Raw genomic sequence first — 18,248 nt, forward strand, 5'->3', positions numbered from 1 at the left:
GTACTACCTCCGCCGGGTCGCCCCCGGGCGGGCTCAGTCAGTGGAGCCGGCGCGCGGCGGGAACGCGTGCACCGGCGGCGGCACGTCACCCGAGGCGCGCGCGTCATCACCCGGGTCGACGGTGTTCTCGAGGGTGCCGAGCGGTGAGGCGGCCCCGCGCGGCCCCGCGGCGATCGGCTTGCGAGGAGCCATCCCGCGGGTGCCCGTGCCCGACGCGACCTGCTGCACGATGGGGCGCGGTTCGTGGGTCGGCGCGAGGGGCGACGAGGGCATGATCGGCGTGGCCTGGGTCGGCACGTCGGTGTAGTCGGGGCGAGCGGATGCCGTGGGCGCCGAGTTCGACGCCGCGGAACGCTGCTCGGGCCGGCCCTGCGCGGCGTCGGGGCGGGCGAACTGCTCGTGGTGCTGCTGGGCGACCCACTCGTCCTGCTTGGAGGCGAGCTCGGACTCCTTCGTGGAGTCGGCCGCGGCCCAGCGCTCGAGGTCGGCCTGGAACAGGCGCTTGGAACGAGCCGGACGCTGCTGCCACTCGATCAGCCGGTCACGGAACTCGATCACGGCGGGCTCGATGCGGTAGCCGAAGGTGGCGGACTCGCGCTTCATCTCGGCGAGGCAGTGCGCGGCCCAGTTGGCGGCGACGTCGGAGCCCTTGATCGGCAGCAGGCGCACCTGGATGTCGGCCTGGCCGCTCGCGCGGTCGGAGAGGATCTGCTCCTGCGGCGTGAGGGAGTTCCACACCGAGGCCTGCTCGGCGGCGTCGATGAGGGCGGCGATGGCGGAGATCTTCAGCTCGCGGTCGTGCTTGGCGAGCAGGCGCTTCACCGAGGAGTGCGCGATCCAGGCGGCGAGGAGGCCGGCCACGATGATCGCGGCGGCCGGGAGCACCAGATTCGAGACGACGTATTCACCATCGGCGGACGAGAACCACCGGACGAGACCATTCCACCATTCCATGAGCGGCACGATACCCGCGGCTCAGCCGCACGACGGGGCGACGAGCCGGTGTCGCCGGGATCGGGTGGATCGGACGTCGTCGGCCACCGGGACGACGGCGGCACGCGCATCCGCCCCCCTGCTCAGCGGAGGCACTCGACGGCCTCCGCCCGCTGCCCGAACTCGCCCACGTCGCCGACGCGGCCGGAGGAGTAGAGCCGCCGGGCGCGGAACCGCGGACCCTGCGGGTCGGCGACCTCTTCGACGTAGCCGAGCACGATGCCCGAGGCGGCGGTGACGCGCCAGTAGCCGTCTCGCACACGGTGCACGGCGGGGGCGCTGAGCGTTTGTATCGACATGACTGCACGCTACGGGCGACCACCGACATCGGCCGGGGCGCTGCCCGCCGTGGCCGGCCGTAGAATCCAGGCATGGAAACTTTCGTTGTCGCAGGAGGCTGCTTCTGGTGCCTCGACGCCGTCTACCGCACCCTCGAAGGCGTGCAGGACGTGGTGTCGGGCTACACGGGCGGCTCCGTCCCGAACCCGAGCTACGAAGAGGTCTGCACCGGCACCACGGGCCAGGCCGAGGCCGTGGCCGTGACCTTCGACCCGGCCGTCATCCCGGCCGAGGTGATCCTCGACGTGTTCTACACGCTGCACGACCCGCGCCAGCTGAACCGCCAGGGCAACGACGTCGGCACGCAGTACCGCTCCGCGATGTTCTACGACGGCGACGAGCAGAAGGCGCTGTTCGAGGCGGCGCTCGAGCGCGCGTCCGAACTGTGGGACGGCGGGATCGTCACCACCCTCGAGCCCCTCGGCGAGTACTACCGCGCCGAGGAGTACCACCAGGACTTCTTCGCCAAGAACCCTGGCCAGGGCTATTGCATGGCCGTCGCGCTGCCGAAGGTGAACAAGGTGCGCAAGGCCTACGCGAAGTACATCAAGGCCGCGTAGCCACTCCTCCTGCACTTCCTGCTCCGGCCGGGGCCCTGTCCACAGATGGGGCCCCGGTCGTTTCTCGTGCGTCCCACCGCCGCAGACTCGGGGCACGGATCACCCACGACGGTGACCCCACACGACGGTGACCGCCCACGAGGGTGATCACTCACGACAGAAGGAGCACGACATGTCCGACACCATGACCCTCACCGGAGTCGTCGCGACGGCGCCGCGGCACATCACCACGAACGCCGGTCTCGACATCACCAGCTTCCGGCTGGCCTCGAGCCAGCGGCGCTTCGATCGCGACCGGCAGAAGTGGGTCGAGACCGACACCAACTGGTACACGGTCACCGGGTTCCGGCAGCTGGCGCAGAACATGGCCGCGTCGATCGAGCAGGGGCAGCGCGTGGTCGTGTCCGGGCGGGTGCGCATCCGGCCGTGGGAGAACGCCGAGCGCTCCGGCACCACAATCGAGATCGAGGCCGACGCCCTCGGGCACGACCTCGGCTGGGGAACGGCGGTCTGGGCGCGCGTCTCGCCGGCGGGCTCGGGTTCCGGTTCGGGTTCGGCTCCGGCTGACGGCGCTGCGGGCGACACGTGGGCGCACGATGCGCTCGCGGCGGGCCTCGAGCCGGCGGGCGGGCTGCACGACCCGCAGCAGGGGCAGGGGGTTCCGGATGCTCGGGAGCCCGCCATGGCGTCCACGGCGGCCGAGGAGCCCGCCGACGCGGGCCTCCCGTTCTGACCGGGCGGTTTCGACCGAGCGGTTCTGCCCGAGCGGGTGGGAGCGTCCCACCACGGTCTGCCGATCGAGCGCGTTCGAGCGTGCTGGGGACGGACGCGGTGCGAGACGGCAGGCGCGGCGGTCTCTCAGGCGACCGGGGTCGCGAACGCATACACTCGTGTCGGTCTCACGGGCCGGGGCGGGATGGTGCCGTGATCGAGAGGATTGTGGGAGCGATGCAGACGAGACGAGCCGGAGCGCCGGCCCGGAGGTGGGCCGTCGCGGTGGTGGTGCCGGTGGCGTTGGTGGGGCTGCTCAGTGCCTGCACGCCCGACGCCGAGCCGGCGCCGTCGGCGAGCGCGGCGCCGTCGGTCACGGCGGCACCCACCGAGACCGCCGCGGCGCCGGCAGCGCTGAACCCCGAGGGGTCGGCGGCCGACAACAAGGCGTTCTTCGACCAGGTGAACCAGGCGCTCGTGGCGGGCAACCCGGCTGCCGGGGGAGTGGAGTTCACGAGCAACCTGCGCACGAACGGCTTCGACATCGCCGCGATGCAGGTGACGCCCGACATCACGACGGTGGGGGTCGCGGCCGACTCCATCCAGTTCTCGGTGCTGTGGAAGAACGAGTGCCTGATCGGGCAGTACGGCCACGGCGCCTACACGAGCACGGTCGCGCCGGTGCTCGGCACCGGCCAGTGCCTGATCGGTCAGACCCGCGCCATAGACTGGTGACCATGGCCGAATACATTTACTCGATGGTGCGCGCCCGCAAAGCGGTGGGCGACAAGCTGATCCTCGACGACGTCACGATGGCATTCCTGCCCGGGGCGAAGATCGGTGTCGTCGGCCCGAACGGCGCCGGTAAGTCGACCATCCTCAAGATCATGGCGGGGCTCGACACCCCCTCGAACGGCGAGGCCAAGCTGACGCCGGGCTTCACCGTGGGCATCCTGATGCAGGAGCCCGAGCTCGACGAGACGAAGACCGTGCTCGAGAACGTGCAGGAGGGCGTCGGCCCGATCAAGGGCAAGATCGACCGCTTCAACGAGATCAGCGCGCTGATGGCCGAGCCCGACGCCGACTTCGACGCGCTGCTGGAGGAGATGGGCACCCTGCAGGAGGCCATCGACGCCGCCGACGCGTGGGACCTCGACTCCCAGCTCGAGCAGGCGATGGATGCGCTGCGCACCCCGCCCGCCGACTCGCCGGTCGCCAACCTCTCCGGCGGTGAGAAGCGCCGCGTCGCGCTCTGCAAGCTCCTCCTGCAGAAGCCCGACCTGCTGCTGCTCGACGAGCCCACCAACCACCTCGACGCCGAGAGCGTGCTCTGGCTCGAGCAGCACCTGAAGCAGTACCACGGCGCCGTGCTCGCCGTGACCCACGACCGGTACTTCCTCGACCACGTCGCCGAGTGGATCGCCGAGGTCGACCGCGGTCGCCTCTACCCCTACGAGGGCAACTACTCGACCTACCTCGAGAAGAAGCGCGAGCGTCTCGCGGTGCAGGGCAAGAAGGACGCCAAGCTCTCCAAGCGTCTCTCCGAGGAGCTCGACTGGGTGCGCAGCAACGCGAAGGGCCGCCAGGCGAAGTCGAAGGCCCGTCTGGCCCGCTACGAGGAGATGGTCACCGAGGCCGAGCGCACCAAGAAGCTCGACTTCGAGGAGATCCAGATCCCGGTGGGTCCGCGCCTCGGCTCGCAGGTGATCGACGCCAAGAAGCTCCGCAAGGGGTTCGGGGAGCGCGTGCTCATCGACAACCTCTCCTTCACCCTGCCGCGCAACGGCATCGTGGGCGTGATCGGCCCGAACGGCGTCGGCAAGTCCACCCTGTTCAAGACCATCGTGGGCCTCGAGCCGCTCGACGGCGGAGATCTGAAGATCGGCGAGACGGTCGACATCTCCTACGTCGACCAGTCGCGCGGCGGCATCGACCCGAACAAGACGCTGTTCGAGGTGGTCTCTGACGGCTTCGACTACATCCAGGTCGGCAAGACCGAGATCCCGTCCCGCGCCTACGTCGGCACCTTCGGCTTCAAGGGGCCCGACCAGCAGAAGAAGGCCGGGGTGCTCTCCGGTGGTGAGCGCAACCGCCTGAACCTCGCGCTCACGCTCAAGCAGGGCGGCAACCTGCTGCTGCTCGACGAGCCCACCAACGACCTCGACGTCGAGACCCTGTCGAGCCTCGAGAACGCGCTGCTCGAGTTCCCCGGTTGCGCCGTGGTCATCACGCACGACCGGTGGTTCCTCGACCGCATCGCGACGCACATCCTCGCCTACGAGGGCACCGAGGACGACCCGGCGAACTGGTACTGGTTCGAGGGCAACTTCGAGGCCTACGAGGAGAACAAGATCGAGCGCCTCGGGGCCGACGCCGCGAAGCCGAGCCGCACCACCTACCGCAAGCTCACCCGCGACTAGGCGAGCGATGCGGCTGCACGTCCCGATCCAGCTGCGCTGGAGCGACCTCGACGCGTACGGGCACGTCAACAACGCGTCGATGCTGAAGATCCTCGAGGAGGCCCGCGTCTTCGCCTTCTGGGTCGACGGCGACATCGCCGACCCGCAGCAGGCGCAGTGGTCGACGGCGGTCATCGACGCGGGGCCGCAGGCCGACACGAAGAGCGTGATCTCCCGGCAGGAGATCGAGTACGTCACGTCGATGCCGTACATCCGGCAGCCGATCGACGTCGAGCTGTGGATCGGGCACCTGGGCGGGGCGAGCCTCGACGTCTACTACGAGGTGAAGAGCCCGATCGGCGTCGAGCCGCGGGTCACCTACGTCAAGGCGTCGACCACCCTGGTGCTCGTGGACGCGGCCACCGACCGCCCGCGCCGCATGCACCCGCACGAGCGGGCCGCGTGGGAGCCCTACCTCGACGAACCCCTCACCTTCCGCCGCCGCGCCTGAGGAACGGCCGGATCCACCGGTGCGCGAGTCAGTCCTTGACGCGGACCATGCCCTCCTGCGCCACCGACGCGATCAGGCGGCCGCCGAGGTCGTAGATGCGCCCGAGCGCCAGCCCGCGGCCGCCGCTTGCGCTCGGCGAGCTCTGCGTGTACAGCAGCCACTCGTCGGCCCGGGCGAACCGATGCCACCACATGGCGTGATCGAGGCTCGCCATCTTCAGATCGGGTCGCGCCCACGACACCCCGTGCCGCCGCATCACCGACTCCAGGATCGTGTAGTCGCTCGCGTAGACCAGCGCGGCACGGTGTAGAGCCGGGTCGTCGGGCAGGGTGCCGAGCGAGCGGATCCACACGGCCTGCCGCGCCTCGCGCTCGCCCTCCACACTGAAGTAGATCGGGTTCGGCACGTGCCGCATGTCGAAGGCGCGCTCCCGGGCCCAGGTGCGCGCCACCGGGTGGTCGACCGCCGAGAGCACCTCGACCGCGCTCGGCAGCTCTTCGGGCCCCGGCAGGTCGGCGGGCATCTCGACCTGGTGCTCCAGCCCGGAGTCCTCCGTCTGGAACGACAGGATGGCCGAGAGGATCGGCACGCCGTTCTGGTAGGCCTGCGCGCGGCGGGTGGTGAACGAGCGGCCGTCGTGGATGCGGTCGACCGCGAAGGTGATGTCGGCCGAGGCGTCGCCCGGCCGCAGGAAGTAGCCGTGCAGCGAGTGCACCGCCCGGTCGTCGTCGACCGTGCGGGTCGCGGCGATCAGCGACTGCGCCAGCACCTGGCCGCCGAAGACGCGGCCGTTGGGCATCGACTGCGAGGGGCCGGTGAAGATGTCCTCGGTCGTGCGGGCGCCGGTGTCGACGAGGTCGAGGGTGGTGAGGAAGCCCGCTAGCGCGTCTGACACGATCTCTCCCGGGGGTTCAGGCTGGTGCGAACGCGAGCGGAATGCGTGCGCATCCGTCGCTGTGAAGTAGTTTAGACAGCACAGATGGTCCAGTCCTTCACGCTCATCGACGCCGCGTCGCTCGGCGATCTCAAGGTGTACCTCGGCCGCGCCGCCCGGGTCGAGCCCGGTTCGGCGCGCCTGCTCGGCAGCCTCGGGGTGCTCGCCGTGTACACGCCGACCCTCACGCCGAAGGGGCTGCTCGACCGCGCGCCGACCGTGCTCGGGCTGCGCACCTTCGCGCTGAACAGCCCCGAGCCGTTCGACACCGTGGTGCCGATCCGCTCGCTGCTGGATCGTCTCGCGCAGCTCTCGGTGATGAGCAACGCGGCCGAGGGGCCCCTCGAGGTTCCGCTGCCGCCGGGGGAGCAGGGCGTGGCCTGGGCCGGCATCAGTCCGCCGCGCGGCGGCTGGGAGGCGGCGGGCGCCGTCGAAGGCGCGGTCCTCGACGAGGCCACCCGCGCGGGTGTCGCCGAGGTGGCCGCCGCGGTCCCCGACAACACGGGCGAGCAGCTCGTGCACAAGGTGCGCTCCGAGGTGTGGGGCCGCGACCTCGACGTGCTGCCCGAGCTCGAGCCGCGCATCCCGGCCGGTGCCGCGTTCAGCGCCGTGAGCCTCGGCTTCGTCAGACCGGATGACGCCGTGTCGGTCTACCGCTCCGGTTCCTGGCTGCGCCTCACGACCCGCCGCGGTCACGTCCTCGTGCGCCGCTGACACCACCCGCGCCCGGCACGAAGCGCCCTACGCGAGACGAGACGCCGACAGGCGCCTCACACCGCCCCCGCCGCCGCCCGACCCGCGGCCCGCCCCGAGAACAGGCACCCGCCGAGGAACGTCCCCTCCAGCGCCCGGTACCCGTGCATCCCGCCCCCGCCGAACCCGCTGGCCTCGCCCGCCGCGTACAGGCCGGGCACCGGCGATCCCGAGGCGGAGAGCGCCCGTCCCTGCAGATCGGTCTGGATTCCCCCGAGGCTCTTCCGCGTCAGCACGTGCAGCTTCACCGCGATCAGCGGCCCGGCCGCCGGGTCGAGCAGCCGGTGCGGCTTCGCCACCCGGATCAGCTTGTCGCCGAGGTAGTGTCGGGCACCGCGCACGGCGGTGAGCTGCGCGTCCTTCGTGAACACGTTGTCGACCTCCCGGTCGCGGGCGACGATCTCACGCGCGACCTGCGCCGGGTCGAGTGGAGCCGTCGTGATCCGCGCCATCCCGTGCAGCAGCTCGGGCAGCGTCGATGCGACCACGAAGTCGGCGCCCTTCTCCTTGAACGCCTCGACGGGCCCGGGGGCTCCTGGGCGCACGCGCTGCGCCAGCAGCTTCAGGTCGCGCCCGGTCAGATCCGGGTTCTGCTCGCTGCCCGAGAGGGCGAACTCCTTCTCGATGATCGACTGCGTCAGCACGAACCAGCTGTGGTCGTACCCGGTCGACAGGATGTGCTCGAGCGTCCCGAGCGTATCGAAGCCCGGGAACAGCGGCACCGGCAGCCGCTTCCCGGTCGCGTCCAGCCAGAGCGACGACGGCCCGGGCAGGATGCGGATGCCGTGCTGCCGCCACACCGGCGAGTGGTTCTCGATCCCCTCGGTGTAGTGCCACATCCGGTCGCCGTTGACGAGGCGGGCTCCGGCCGAGGCGGTGATGCCGAGCATCCGCCCGTCGACGTGCGCCGGCACCCCCGACAGCATCGTCGCCGGAGCCGCCCCCAGCCGCCGTGGCCACTGCTGCCGCACCAGCTCGTGGTTGCCGCCGATGCCCCCGCTCGCCACGATCACCGCCCCCGCCGAGATCTCGAACGACCCGACGACCTCGCGCGAGCTCTCCTCACCCCGATCCACCGCACTCGCGGCGAGCACCGACCCCCTGGCACCCACGACACGATGAGCGGATGCGCGTTCCGCCTCGCCCCCGGACGTGACGAGCTCATCCACCCGATGCCGGTGCAGCACCCGCGCGCGCCCCTCCGCCACGCCCCGCCGGAATCGCGCCACGAACGGCTCGAGCACCCCCGGACCCGTGCCCCAGGTGATGTGGAACCGCGGCACCGAGTTGCCGTGCCCGTTCGCGGTGTACCCGCCGCGCTCCGCCCAGCCGACGACGGGGAAGAACCGCACCCCGAGCGAGTTCAGCCAGGCCCGCTTCTCGCCGGCCGCGAACTGCAGGTAGGCCTCGGCCCACCGCCGCCCCCACTCGTCCTCGGGGCGGTCGAAGCCGGCCGAGCCGAGCCAGTCCTGGCGGGCGAGCTCGAGGGAGTCGCGCACGCGCATCCGCCGCTGCTCGGGGCTGTCGACGAGGAAGATGCCGCCGAACGACCACCAGGCCTGCCCGCCGAACGACGACGCGGGCTCCTGCTCGAGCACGGTCACGTGCTTGCCGGCCTCGAGCACCTCGCAGGCGGCGACGAGACCGGCGAGGCCGGCCCCCACGACGATCACGTCGGTCGAGGAGGTCGACGAGACCGAGACGGGCGAGGCCGCCGAGGCCGCCGAGGCCGGCGATGCGTTCGATTCCACGGGCAACTCCTTCGTCGCAGCAGTGTCTCAGGGCCACCCGGCCCAGGTGAGGACCAGGCGACTAGTCCTCGAAGGTATTCACCATGGCATGGGCCGCCCGCTCGAGATAGTCCCAGAGCAGTTCCCGGTCGGCGGGCGCGAGTGAGAGCGAGTCGACGGCCACGCGCATGTGGGCCAGCCAGCGGTCGCGGGCGTCGGGGTTCACCTTGAACGGGTTGTGGCGCATCCGCAGCCGCGGGTGCCCGCGCTCGGCGCTGTAGGTGCCCGGCCCGCCCCAGTACTGCTCGAGGAACATCGTCAGCCGGCGCACCGCCCCGTCCCAGTCGTCGGCCGGGTACATCGGCTTCAGCACGGGGTCGGTCTCGACGCCTTCGTAGAACCGCTCGACGAGGGCGACGAACGTCTCGTGCCCGCCCACCTGCTCGTAGAACGGGTTCTCGGGCACCTTCGGTGTGAGATCCATCACGCCTCGTCCTTCGGGGGCTTCGGCGCCTTGGGGGCGCGGGGTGCACGAGGCGCGCGGGGAGCCCGCGGCGCCTTGGTGAGCGCGGTCTCCTGGGCGGCCTGCTGCGTCTCGACCGACTTCGTCTTCGGCGGCCGCGCACCCTGCACGCTGGCCGCGCCCTCGAAGCCCGAGAGCACGACGGTGTTCAGCGAGGGCAGGGTGACACCGATCTCGTCGAGCGACTTCTTCAGACGGATGCGCAGCTCGCGCGCCACGTCGTCCTTCGCCGAGGTGCGGGTCTTCACCACGATGCGGATCACGAGCGCCTCGGCCGAGATCGACTCGAGCCCCCAGATCTCGGGCTTCTCGACGATGCGCGAGCGCCACTTGGGCTCGTTCGCCATGGCGGTCGCGGTGGAGAGCATCTTCTCCTGCACCCGGTCGAGGTCGGAGTCGTAGGGGATCGCGAGGTCGATGATCACGCGCGCCCAGCCCTGCGACATGTTGCCGACGCGCAGGATCTCGCCGTTCCGCACGAACCAGAGCGTGCCGTTGACGTCGCGCACCTGCGTGATGCGGATGCCCACCGCCTCGACGACACCGGTGGCGGGCCCCAGGTCGACGACGTCGCCGACGCCCAGCTGGTCCTCGAAGACCATGAACAGGCCGTTCAGCACGTCCTTGACGATGTTCTGGGCGCCGAAGCCGAGGCCGGCGCCGAGCGCGGCGGTGAGGAGGGCCAGGGAACCGAGGACGCGCTCGTCGATCGTCTGCACGATGAGCAGCAGCGAGACGACGACGATCGTGACGTTGATGATGTTCTTCAGCACCGAGCCGAGGGTGCGGGTGCGTTGCACGATGCGCACGGCCGCGAGCGGCGAGGCCACGAGGGCCTGTGTGTCGCTGACGTTCTGCTTGCGCTTGACCCCGTTGACCACCTGATCGACGAGGCGGCGCACGAGGTAGAGCAGCACCGCTCGCACGATGAACGCCACGACGATGATGGCGAGAACCCCGATGGGCTTCTGGTACGTCTCGAGGAAGGAGGCGATGTTCGCCCAGATCATGTTCCAGTCCATATGCCTCGATCCTACGGGCGCACTCTTGGCAGAGCCTCGGAGCGCGCCCGCAGGACCGTGAGCAGGGGAGCGGCGGAGCGGGGAGGAGCGGGCGCGTTACCGCGCGTCGCGCGCCTGCGCCGCCAGGGCCCGGTCGACGCCCGCGAGGTTCTCGACCACGAGGCGGCGGAGCGCCGGCGGCTCGCCGTTCCGGTCGAGCCACTGCTGCGTCGCGTCCCGCAGGGCCTGGTTCGCCAGTCCCGCCGGGTACAGCCCGTTGATCACGGCGCTCGCGATCGCGTAGCTGCGGGTCTCCCAGAGCAGCTGCAGCGAGTCGAAGTAGCGCTCGACCAGCGGCTCGAACAAGGCGGGGTCGCTGCCGCGCTGGAAGCCGAGCCCGGTGGCCCGCACGATCGCGTTCGGCGCCGTGTCGACGTCGACGAGCGAGGCGAACGCCGCCGCCTTGCCCTCGGCGGTCGGCACGGCCGCGCGGGCGTGCGCCGCCGACTGGGCGCCCGAGGCGGTGTTGTCGGCCTCGAGCGTGGTGGCGATCTCGGCCTCGCCGGCCTTGCCTCCGGCGACGAGCGCGATGAGCAGCTCCCACGTGAGGTCGGTGTCGATGTCGAGACCCTCGAGCGCGACGGTGCCGTTCTTCAGGTGGGCGACGTTCTCGAGCTGCTCGTCGGTGGAGGCGAGCGCGGCGAAGAACTTCACGAACTGGAACTGGGCGTCGGAACCCGGAGCCGCGTCGAGCGCGAGGCGCCACAGGGTGGTCGCGGCGTCCTCGATGACGGCGTCACGCGCATCCGGAGCCACATAGCTCGACGCCGTGAGCACGAGCTGGTTCAGCACGGTGCGGATGGTCGTCGACTCGGTCTCGGTGGCGATGTTGCCGAGCACCAGCCGCACGAAGTCGCGCGGGCGGGTCTCGGCGTCGCGCGTGGCGTCCCAGACCGAGCCCCAGACGAGCGAGCGGGCGAGCGGCGACTCGATCGAGGAGAGCTGCTCGATGGCGGTGTCGAGCGAGTAGCCGTCGAGACGGATCTTGGCGTAGGCCAGGTCGTCGTCGTTCAGCAGCACGATCTCGGGGCGCGAGCGGCCCACCAGCTCGGGCACCGGCGTCGAGGCGCCGTCGACGTCGAGCTCGACGCGGTAGGTGCGCACCAGCTTCTCGCCCTCGCGCTCGTAGAAGCCGATCGCCAGACGGTGCGGGCGGATGGTCGGGTAGTCGAGCGGGGCCTCCTGGGCGACCGCGAAGGAGGTGATGACGTCGTTCTCGTCGTACTCGATCACGGGGCGCAGGGTGTTGACGCCGGCGGTCTCGAGCCAGAGCTCCGACCAGCTGGTGAGGTCGCGCCCGCTGGTGGCCTCGAGCTCGACCATCAGGTCGTTCAGCTCGGTGTTCGAGAACTGGTGCTTGTTCACGTAGGCGGCGACGCCCTTCATGAACTCGTCCTGGCCGACCCAGGCGACGAGCTGCTTCAGCACCGAGGCGCCCTTGGCGTAGGTGATGCCGTCGAAGTTCACCTGCACGTCTTCGAGGTCGTTGATGCGGGCGACGATCGGGTGCGTCGAGGGCAGCTGGTCCTGGCGGTAGGCCCAGCTCTTCTCCATCGCGGCGAAGGTGGTCCAGGCCTCCTTCCACTCCGTGGCCTCGGCGGTGGCGAGGGTCGACATGTACTCGGCGAACGACTCGTTCAGCCACAGGTCGTTCCACCAGCGCATGGTGACGAGGTCGCCGAACCACATGTGGGCGAGCTCGTGCAGGATCGTGACGACGCGGCGCTCCCGCACCGCATCCGTCACCTTCGAGCGGAAGACGTAGGTCTCGGTGAACGTCACCGCACCCGCGTTCTCCATGGCACCCGCGTTGAACTCCGGCACGAAGAGCTGGTCGTACTTGGCGAAGGGGTAGGGGAAGTCGTACTTCTCCTCGTAGAACGCGAAGCCCTCGCGGGTCTTCTCGAAGATGTACTCGGCGTCCATGTACTGCGCCAGCGAGGCGCGGCTGAAGACGCCGAGCGGGATCTCGCGACCGTCGGCGCTCGTCAGCGAGGAGCGCTCGACGATGTAGGGGCCGGCGACGAGCGCGGTGATGTAGCTCGAGATGCGGGGCGTGGGCTCGAACGCCCAGGTGGCTGAGGTGCCCTCGACCGCCACCGTCGGCGACGGGGTGGGGGAGTTCGAGACGACCTCCCAGTAGTCGGGCGCCGTGACCGTGAAGGTGAAGACGGCCTTGAGGTCGGGCTGCTCGAACACCGCGAACATGCGGCGGGAGTCGGGCACCTCGAACTGGCTGTAGAGGTAGACCTCGTCGTCGACCGGGTCGACGAAGCGGTGCAGGCCCTCGCCCGTGTTGGTGTAGACCATGTCGGCGTCGACGACGAGCACGTTCTCGGTCTGCAGGGAGGGCAGCTGGATGCGCACGCCGTCGCTCACCCGGGCGGGGTCGAGCGACTCGCCGTTCAGGGTCACCGCGTGCACCGTTCGGGTGATGGCGTCGATGAAGGTCGACGCCCCGACCGCCTCGGGGATGGCGCTGAACGTGACGGTGGTGGTGCTGCGGAACGTCTCGGGACCGGTGGTGAGGTCGAGGACGACGTCGTAGCTCGTCACGTCGACGATGGCGGCGCGTTCGCGGGCTTCTGCGCGGGTGAGGTTTTCTCCAGGCACGGGGCTGCTCTCCTTTTCGATTGCCCGCTCAGCCTAATGCGATGATGGTTCCGTGACTTCAGAGAAGACGAGCGTTGATTTCTGGTTCGACCCCTCCTGCCCCTGGGCCTGGATGACCTCCCGCTGGGTCGACGAGGTGGCGGAGCACCGCGACCTCGACGTGACCTGGCACATCATGAGCCTCGCGGTGCTGAACGAGGACCAGGACGTGTCGGAGGAGTACCGGGCCTTCTTCCCGCGCGCCCTCCGCTACACCCGCCTCGTCGCCGCGGCCGCCGAGCTGCACGGCCAGCAGATCGTGAAGCCGCTCTACGACGCGCTGGGCACACGCATCCACCCGGGCGGCAGCACCGACTCCGACGAGGTCATCGCCGGGGCGCTCGCCGAGGTGGGGCTGCCCGCCGAGTTCGCCGCCCACGCCGACTCCGAGGAGTACGACCCGCAGATGCGGGCCTCGCACTTCGACGGCATCGAGCGCGTCGGCCAGGACGTGGGCACGCCCGTCATCGCGGTGAACGGCGTCGCCTTCTTCGGGCCCGTGATCAGCCCCGCGCCCACGGGCGAGATGGCGCTGACGCTCTGGGACGGCGTGGTGGCCGCGGCCTCCTACGACGGGTTCTTCGAGCTCAAGCGCAGCCGCACCCGCGGCCCCCAGTTCTGACGGGACTGTGAGGCGGGTGCCGACGCGCCCGCCCGCCCGGTCGTTCTAAGCTGAGAGCCATGCGCATCCACATCGGCACCGATCATGCCGGGCTCGAATTCAGCCGCACCATCACGGAGCACCTCACCGCCGCCGGCCACGACGTCGTCGACCACGGCCCCGAGAGCTACGACCCGCTCGACGACTACCCCTCGTTCTGCATCAACGCCGCCCACGGCGTGGTGCAGGATCAGCAGGCCGGCGTCGAGGCGCTCGGCGTCGTCTTCGGCGGCTCGGGCAACGGTGAGCAGATCGCCGCGAACAAGGTCACCGGGGTGCGCGCCGCCCTGGTCTGGAACGAGTCGACCGCGAAGCTCGCCCGTCAGCACAACGACGCGAACGTCATCTCGATCGGCGCGCGTCAGCACACGGTCGAGGAGGCCGTCGCGCTGATCGACTGGTTCGTCGCCGAGCCCTTCTCCTTCGAGGAGCGCCACGTGCGCCGCATCGCCCAGCTCGCCGAGTACGAGGCCACCGGGCTCATCGCCGGCCGCAGCGTCGACGCCTGACCCGAGACCTCCGTCATGCCCGAGGGTCATTCCGTCCACCGCATCGCGCGACAGTTCGCCGCGAACTTCGTCGGCCACCGCGTCTCGGCGAGCTCTCCGCAGGGCCGCTTCGCCGAGGGCGCGTCGGTGCTCGACGGCCGCACCATGACGGGTGCCCGCGCCGTGGGCAAGCAGATGTTCCTCGAGTTCGACGACGGCGTCTGGCTGCGGGTGCACCTCGGCATCTACGGCGCCTGGGACTTCGCGGGCGAGATCACGACCGACGCCACGATCCGGTCGGCCGGGGGCCGGATGGGGCAGACGAACATGCGCGGCACCGACCTCGAACCGGGTCTCGGTGCGCAGGCGGAGGGGACGATCGACGAGCTCGCGGCCGCGGGCGAGCTTCCCGAGCGCGCGCGCGAGGCGCTCGCAGCCACCGAGGCCGCCCCCGATGACGCCGACGGCGAGGACTCGGTGCATTCCATCGGCGCCCCCCGCCGTGCCCGTCTCCGCATGTCGGAGCAGGAGAAGGAGACCGAGGAGGAGGGTGATTTCCCGCCGCCCCCGGTCGGCGCCGTGCGGGTTCGCCTGCTCACCGACACGGCGGTCGCCGACCTCCGCGGCCCGACAGCCTGCGAGGTGCTCGACGTCGCCGGCGTCGAGCGTGCCATCGCGAAGCTCGGCCCCGACCCGCTGAACGACGACTCCGCCGAGGCCGAGGAGCGCTTCGTCGCCGCCGTGCGCAAGAAGCCCACGCCCATCGGCCTGCTGCTGATGGACCAGAGCGTCGTCAGCGGCATCGGCAACGTCTACCGCGCCGAGATGCTCTTCCGCGCCCGGCTGAACCCGCACACCCCCGGCAAGCAGGTGCCCGTCGACACCGCCCGGGCGCTCTGGCGCGACTGGGTCTATCTGCTCGACCTCGGCGTGCGCACCGGCCAGATGCTCACCATGGACGGTCTCGACGACGAGGCGCAGGCCCTCGCCATGGCGAGCCGGGCCGATCGGCACTGGGTCTACAAGCGCGAGGGCCTGCCCTGCCGAATCTGCGGAACGAACATCGTGCTCGAGGAGTTCGGCGGCCGGAAGCTCTACTGGTGCCCGAAGGATCAGGCCTGACATGCGACACACCCCCGTCTTCGCCCTCACCGACTCCGCCGTCGTCGCGCAGCTGATCCGCGACCACCCGTGGGCCACGCTCGTCTCGAACACCACCGAGGGACTCGTCGCCTCGCACTACCCGGTGCTGGTCGAGGAGGGCTCCGACGGCTCCCTCACGCTGCTCACCCATGTCGGCCGGCCGGACGAGCGGCTGCACGAGCTCGGCGAGCACGAGCTGCTCGTGGTGATCCAGGGGCCGCACGGCTACATCTCGCCCGGCTGGTACGACGAGCATCCGTCGGTGCCCACCTGGAACTTCGTGACCGCGCACCTGCACGGCACCCCCGAACTGCTCGACCCGGCCGAGAACCTGCGCGTGCTCGAGAGGCTCGTCGACCACTTCGAAGAGCGGATGCCCGAGCCGCAGCTCATGCGGGGCACCCTCGAGAACTCCGCCTACGCCGACCGCATCAGCGCGGGCACGGTGGGCCTGCGCATCCCGGTCGAGCGTTTCACCGCCAAGCTGAAGATGAGCCAGAACCGCACCGAGGGCAGCCTCCGCCGCATCGTGGCGGGGCTGGAGGGCGACGGGCCCTACGCCAGCGCCGAGCTCGCGCAGCACGTGCGGCGCGCGAACCCCGCGGTCTTCGGCGAGATGGAGACCAGCGGATGACCGGAGACCTCCTCCTTGCGGGCGGCCGCCTGCCCGGCAGCACCTCGGAGGGGCGCTTCTCCGACGGCGGTGCCGCCGTCGACATCGTGATCGCCGACGGCGAGATCGCCGTCATCACTCCCGCGGGCGACGGCACCCCCAAGGGCTTCGAGCGCGTCGAGCTCGACGGGCGCTGGGTGGTTCCCGGCCTCTGGGACAACCACGTGCACTTCACCTCGTGGGCCGCGGTGGCGCAGCGCCTGGACGTCGCCGCGGCGCGGTCGGCCGCTGAGGCGGCGACGCTCGTCGGCGAAGCCGAGCGGAGCGAAGCGGCCCGCGGCGCGGCCGGCGAAGGCGAGGGCGAGGGGTCCGAGCATCCGCTGGTGGGCATCGGTTTCCGCGACGCGCTCTGGCCCGACGAGCCCTCCGCGGCGCTGCTCGACGCCGTGAGCGGCAGCCGGCCCGTGGTGCTGATCTCGGCCGACCTGCACTGCTGCTGGCTGAACACGGCGGCCCTCCGGCGCTTCGGACTCGAGGGGGAGAGAACCGGCGTGCTGCGCGAGGAGCCCGCCTTCGCCGTGCAGCGCGCGCTCGGCGAGCTGCCGGACGCCCTGACCGACGCCTGGGCCCTCGACGCCGCCCGCGCGGCGGCGGCGCGCGGCGTGGTCGGCGTCGTCGACCTCGAGATGACCTGGAACGCGGAGACCTGGGCCCGCCGGGCCGCGAACGGCCACGACCTGCTGCGGGTGGAGTTCGGCGTCTATCCGCAGCACCTCGACCGCGCGATCGCCGAGGGGCTGCGCACGGGCGAGCCTCTCGCGGGCGCTCGGGGACTGGTGCACGTCGGCCCGTTCAAGGTGATCACCGACGGCTCGCTGAACACCCGCACGGCCTACTGCTACGACGAGTATCCGGGGCTCGAGGGGCAGCCCGGCGCCCACGGACTGCTCACCGTACCGCCCGACGAGCTCTCGGCGCTGCTCCACCGGGCGCGCGAGGCGGGGCTGGTGCCGGCCGTGCACGCGATCGGCGACCACGCGAACCGTCTCGCGCTCGACGCCTTCGAAGCGCTCGGCGCCGGCGGTTCGCTCGAGCACGCTCAGCTGCTCGACGAGGCCGACATCGCGCGCTTCGCCCGTCTCGGCGTGATCGCGAGCGTGCAGCCCGAGCACGCGATGGACGACCGCGACGTCGCGGAGCGCTACTGGGCCGGCCGCACCGGCCGGGCCTTCGCCCTCGGCAGCCTGCAGGCTGCCGGCGCCACCCTCGCGCTCGGCTCCGACGCTCCCGTCGCCCCGCTCGACCCGTGGGTCACGATGTCGGCCGCGGTCGGGCGCACCCGCGACGGCCGCGAACCGTGGCACCCCGAGCAGCGCATCCCGGCGACGGATGCACTGGTGGCGAGCACGCGAGGCCGTGCCTCCGTGCGCACCGGGCAGCCGGCCGACCTCGCGGTGGTGGAGTCCGACCCGCTGACGGCGGCTCCGGATGCGCTGCGCACGATGCCCGTCGCCCTCACCCTGCTCGCCGGCCGCGAGACGCACCGCGCCCTCTAGGCCGGCCGACGGTCGGCGCTGCGGCGCGCATCCGGAACCCCGCCCGGAGACGCGAACGGCGGGCCCGCCCGGAGGCGAGCCCGCCGGAGCGGAGGCGGAGAGCTACTCCGAGATGTGCGCGAAGAGGAACCAGCGATCCTTGTCGAGGCCGCGGGCGATCTCGATCGCCACGTCCTGCGAGGAGGGGTCGATCTCGCCGAGCTCGGTGACGGCCTTGTTGACGACCGCGAGGGCGACGTCGATCTGACCGATGATCGCCTGGATCATCGTGTCGGACTTCTGGAAGCCGGCGGGCATCGCGGTGGTGCCGGTCTTCTCGGCGACGGTCTGGATGCGCGCGTCGATCGGCAGGCCCAGGGCGACGACGCGCTCGGCCGCCGTGTCGGCGTACTCCTGCGCGTGGTCGACCACGGTGTCGAGCAGCTCGTGCACGCCGATGAAGTTGGAGCCGCGCACGTGCCAGTGGGCCTGCTTGCCGTTGACCGCGAGGGCCTGCAGCTCGATCACGACGGGGCTGAGGAACTGAGCCGCTGCGGCGGCCACGTCGGGGCTCGTGGTGCTGGCGGGGCTGGTGGTGCGGGTGCCGATGACTTCGGTCATGATGAGGTGTCCTTCCGATCC

The 18,248-nt window shown here is 71.1% G+C and carries 19 protein-coding genes; 11 read left to right on the forward strand and 8 right to left on the reverse strand.

Annotated elements, in window-relative coordinates; all coding sequences use genetic code 11:
• Window positions 1-33 precede the first annotated feature (33 nt).
• Window positions 34-954, reverse strand: coding sequence for a hypothetical protein (locus BJ984_RS09660; RefSeq protein WP_179547834.1), 921 nt, complete (start codon window positions 952-954; stop codon window positions 34-36).
• 122 nt (window positions 955-1,076) lie between these two features.
• Complete coding sequence (locus BJ984_RS09665) at window positions 1,077-1,292, reverse strand: hypothetical protein (RefSeq protein WP_179547835.1); 216 nt, start codon at window positions 1,290-1,292, stop codon at window positions 1,077-1,079.
• A gap of 72 nt (window positions 1,293-1,364) precedes the next feature.
• Between BJ984_RS09665 and msrA the strand changes: the two genes are divergently transcribed.
• The 5 genes from msrA to BJ984_RS09690 all read left to right on the forward strand — a co-directional run bounded on the left by msrA (window position 1,365) and on the right by BJ984_RS09690 (window position 5,513).
• On the forward strand, window positions 1,365-1,892 hold the full coding sequence (gene msrA, locus BJ984_RS09670) for a peptide-methionine (S)-S-oxide reductase MsrA (RefSeq protein ID WP_179547836.1): 528 nt from the start codon (window positions 1,365-1,367) through the stop codon (window positions 1,890-1,892).
• A gap of 172 nt (window positions 1,893-2,064) precedes the next feature.
• Window positions 2,065-2,625 (forward strand): single-stranded DNA-binding protein, encoded by a 561-nt coding sequence (locus tag BJ984_RS09675; protein ID WP_179547837.1) that lies wholly within the window; start codon window positions 2,065-2,067, stop codon window positions 2,623-2,625.
• A 215-nt stretch (window positions 2,626-2,840) separates the two neighbouring features.
• Window positions 2,841-3,338: a DUF6993 domain-containing protein gene (locus BJ984_RS09680; RefSeq protein ID WP_179547838.1), complete on the forward strand. Its 498-nt coding sequence runs from the start codon at window positions 2,841-2,843 to the stop codon at window positions 3,336-3,338.
• 2 nt (window positions 3,339-3,340) lie between these two features.
• Window positions 3,341-5,023 carry an energy-dependent translational throttle protein EttA gene (ettA, locus tag BJ984_RS09685; RefSeq protein WP_173183795.1) on the forward strand — a complete coding sequence of 561 codons (1,683 nt, stop codon included), beginning with the start codon at window positions 3,341-3,343 and terminating at the stop codon, window positions 5,021-5,023.
• A 7-nt stretch (window positions 5,024-5,030) separates the two neighbouring features.
• Entirely contained in the window at window positions 5,031-5,513 is a 483-nt protein-coding gene (locus BJ984_RS09690) for an acyl-CoA thioesterase (protein WP_179547839.1), read from the forward strand.
• 28 nt (window positions 5,514-5,541) lie between these two features.
• Here BJ984_RS09690 and BJ984_RS09695 read toward each other — a convergent pair whose 3' ends face one another.
• Window positions 5,542-6,408: an acyl-CoA thioesterase gene (locus BJ984_RS09695; protein WP_271206491.1), complete on the reverse strand. Its 867-nt coding sequence runs from the start codon at window positions 6,406-6,408 to the stop codon at window positions 5,542-5,544.
• 84 nt (window positions 6,409-6,492) lie between these two features.
• Here BJ984_RS09695 and BJ984_RS09700 point away from each other — a divergent pair, with 84 nt between their 5' ends.
• On the forward strand, window positions 6,493-7,161 hold the full coding sequence (locus BJ984_RS09700) for a DUF8185 domain-containing protein (RefSeq protein ID WP_179547840.1): 669 nt from the start codon (window positions 6,493-6,495) through the stop codon (window positions 7,159-7,161).
• A gap of 56 nt (window positions 7,162-7,217) precedes the next feature.
• On the opposite strand, the gene BJ984_RS09705 is transcribed toward BJ984_RS09700, so the two are convergent.
• The 4 genes from BJ984_RS09705 to pepN all read right to left on the reverse strand — a co-directional run bounded on the left by BJ984_RS09705 (window position 7,218) and on the right by pepN (window position 13,127).
• Window positions 7,218-8,873, reverse strand: a complete 1,656-nt coding sequence (locus BJ984_RS09705; protein ID WP_271206504.1) for an FAD-binding dehydrogenase — start codon at window positions 8,871-8,873, stop codon at window positions 7,218-7,220.
• 139 nt (window positions 8,874-9,012) lie between these two features.
• A complete protein-coding gene (locus BJ984_RS09710; protein ID WP_179547842.1) occupies window positions 9,013-9,414 on the reverse strand; it encodes a globin in 402 nt (133 codons plus the stop codon).
• Window positions 9,414-10,475, reverse strand: a complete 1,062-nt coding sequence (locus BJ984_RS09715; RefSeq protein ID WP_179547843.1) for a mechanosensitive ion channel family protein — start codon at window positions 10,473-10,475, stop codon at window positions 9,414-9,416. The genes BJ984_RS09710 and BJ984_RS09715 overlap by 1 nt, the downstream gene beginning before the upstream one ends.
• Before the next feature lie 96 nt (window positions 10,476-10,571).
• Window positions 10,572-13,127, reverse strand: a complete 2,556-nt coding sequence (pepN, locus tag BJ984_RS09720) for an aminopeptidase N (protein WP_179547844.1) — start codon at window positions 13,125-13,127, stop codon at window positions 10,572-10,574.
• 52 nt (window positions 13,128-13,179) lie between these two features.
• Between pepN and BJ984_RS09725 the strand changes: the two genes are divergently transcribed.
• The 5 genes from BJ984_RS09725 to BJ984_RS09745 are packed head-to-tail and all read left to right on the forward strand — an operon-like array spanning window position 13,180 to window position 17,627.
• A complete protein-coding gene (locus BJ984_RS09725) occupies window positions 13,180-13,788 on the forward strand; it encodes a mycothiol-dependent nitroreductase Rv2466c family protein (RefSeq protein WP_179547845.1) in 609 nt (202 codons plus the stop codon).
• Between the two features lie 59 nt (window positions 13,789-13,847).
• On the forward strand, window positions 13,848-14,336 hold the full coding sequence (locus BJ984_RS09730) for a ribose-5-phosphate isomerase (RefSeq protein ID WP_179547846.1): 489 nt from the start codon (window positions 13,848-13,850) through the stop codon (window positions 14,334-14,336).
• A gap of 15 nt (window positions 14,337-14,351) precedes the next feature.
• Window positions 14,352-15,437 carry an Fpg/Nei family DNA glycosylase gene (locus BJ984_RS09735; RefSeq protein WP_179547847.1) on the forward strand — a complete coding sequence of 362 codons (1,086 nt, stop codon included), beginning with the start codon at window positions 14,352-14,354 and terminating at the stop codon, window positions 15,435-15,437.
• A 1-nt stretch (window position 15,438) separates the two neighbouring features.
• A complete protein-coding gene (locus BJ984_RS09740) occupies window positions 15,439-16,092 on the forward strand; it encodes an FMN-binding negative transcriptional regulator (protein ID WP_179547848.1) in 654 nt (217 codons plus the stop codon).
• On the forward strand, window positions 16,089-17,627 hold the full coding sequence (locus tag BJ984_RS09745) for an amidohydrolase (RefSeq protein WP_179547849.1): 1,539 nt from the start codon (window positions 16,089-16,091) through the stop codon (window positions 17,625-17,627). Before BJ984_RS09740 ends, BJ984_RS09745 begins: the two co-directional genes overlap by 4 nt.
• Window positions 17,628-17,729: 102 nt before the next feature.
• On the opposite strand, the gene BJ984_RS09750 is transcribed toward BJ984_RS09745, so the two are convergent.
• Window positions 17,730-18,227, reverse strand: coding sequence for a Dps family protein (locus tag BJ984_RS09750; RefSeq protein WP_179547850.1), 498 nt, complete (start codon window positions 18,225-18,227; stop codon window positions 17,730-17,732).
• Window positions 18,228-18,248: the final 21 nt, after the last annotated feature.

Source organism: Herbiconiux flava (assembly GCF_013409865.1).
In the GTDB taxonomy this organism is placed as follows: domain Bacteria; phylum Actinomycetota; class Actinomycetes; order Actinomycetales; family Microbacteriaceae; genus Herbiconiux; species Herbiconiux flava.

What these genes read in the sequence shown, in the direction of transcription:
- BJ984_RS09660 (WP_179547834.1), bottom strand. Translation starts at nt 954, where the DNA reads ATGGAATGGTGGAATGGTCTCGTCCGGTGGTTCTCGTCCGCCGATGGT.
- BJ984_RS09665 (WP_179547835.1), bottom strand. Translation starts at nt 1,292, where the DNA reads ATGTCGATACAAACGCTCAGCGCCCCCGCCGTGCACCGTGTGCGAGAC.
- msrA (WP_179547836.1), top strand. Translation starts at nt 1,365, where the DNA reads ATGGAAACTTTCGTTGTCGCAGGAGGCTGCTTCTGGTGCCTCGACGCC.
- BJ984_RS09675 (WP_179547837.1), top strand. Translation starts at nt 2,065, where the DNA reads ATGTCCGACACCATGACCCTCACCGGAGTCGTCGCGACGGCGCCGCGG.
- BJ984_RS09680 (WP_179547838.1), top strand. Translation starts at nt 2,841, where the DNA reads ATGCAGACGAGACGAGCCGGAGCGCCGGCCCGGAGGTGGGCCGTCGCG.
- ettA (WP_173183795.1), top strand. Translation starts at nt 3,341, where the DNA reads ATGGCCGAATACATTTACTCGATGGTGCGCGCCCGCAAAGCGGTGGGC.
- BJ984_RS09690 (WP_179547839.1), top strand. Translation starts at nt 5,031, where the DNA reads ATGCGGCTGCACGTCCCGATCCAGCTGCGCTGGAGCGACCTCGACGCG.
- BJ984_RS09700 (WP_179547840.1), top strand. Translation starts at nt 6,493, where the DNA reads ATGGTCCAGTCCTTCACGCTCATCGACGCCGCGTCGCTCGGCGATCTC.
- BJ984_RS09710 (WP_179547842.1), bottom strand. Translation starts at nt 9,414, where the DNA reads ATGGATCTCACACCGAAGGTGCCCGAGAACCCGTTCTACGAGCAGGTG.
- BJ984_RS09715 (WP_179547843.1), bottom strand. Translation starts at nt 10,475, where the DNA reads ATGGACTGGAACATGATCTGGGCGAACATCGCCTCCTTCCTCGAGACG.
- BJ984_RS09730 (WP_179547846.1), top strand. Translation starts at nt 13,848, where the DNA reads ATGCGCATCCACATCGGCACCGATCATGCCGGGCTCGAATTCAGCCGC.
- BJ984_RS09735 (WP_179547847.1), top strand. Translation starts at nt 14,352, where the DNA reads ATGCCCGAGGGTCATTCCGTCCACCGCATCGCGCGACAGTTCGCCGCG.
- BJ984_RS09740 (WP_179547848.1), top strand. Translation starts at nt 15,439, where the DNA reads ATGCGACACACCCCCGTCTTCGCCCTCACCGACTCCGCCGTCGTCGCG.
- BJ984_RS09745 (WP_179547849.1), top strand. Translation starts at nt 16,089, where the DNA reads ATGACCGGAGACCTCCTCCTTGCGGGCGGCCGCCTGCCCGGCAGCACC.
- BJ984_RS09750 (WP_179547850.1), bottom strand. Translation starts at nt 18,227, where the DNA reads ATGACCGAAGTCATCGGCACCCGCACCACCAGCCCCGCCAGCACCACG.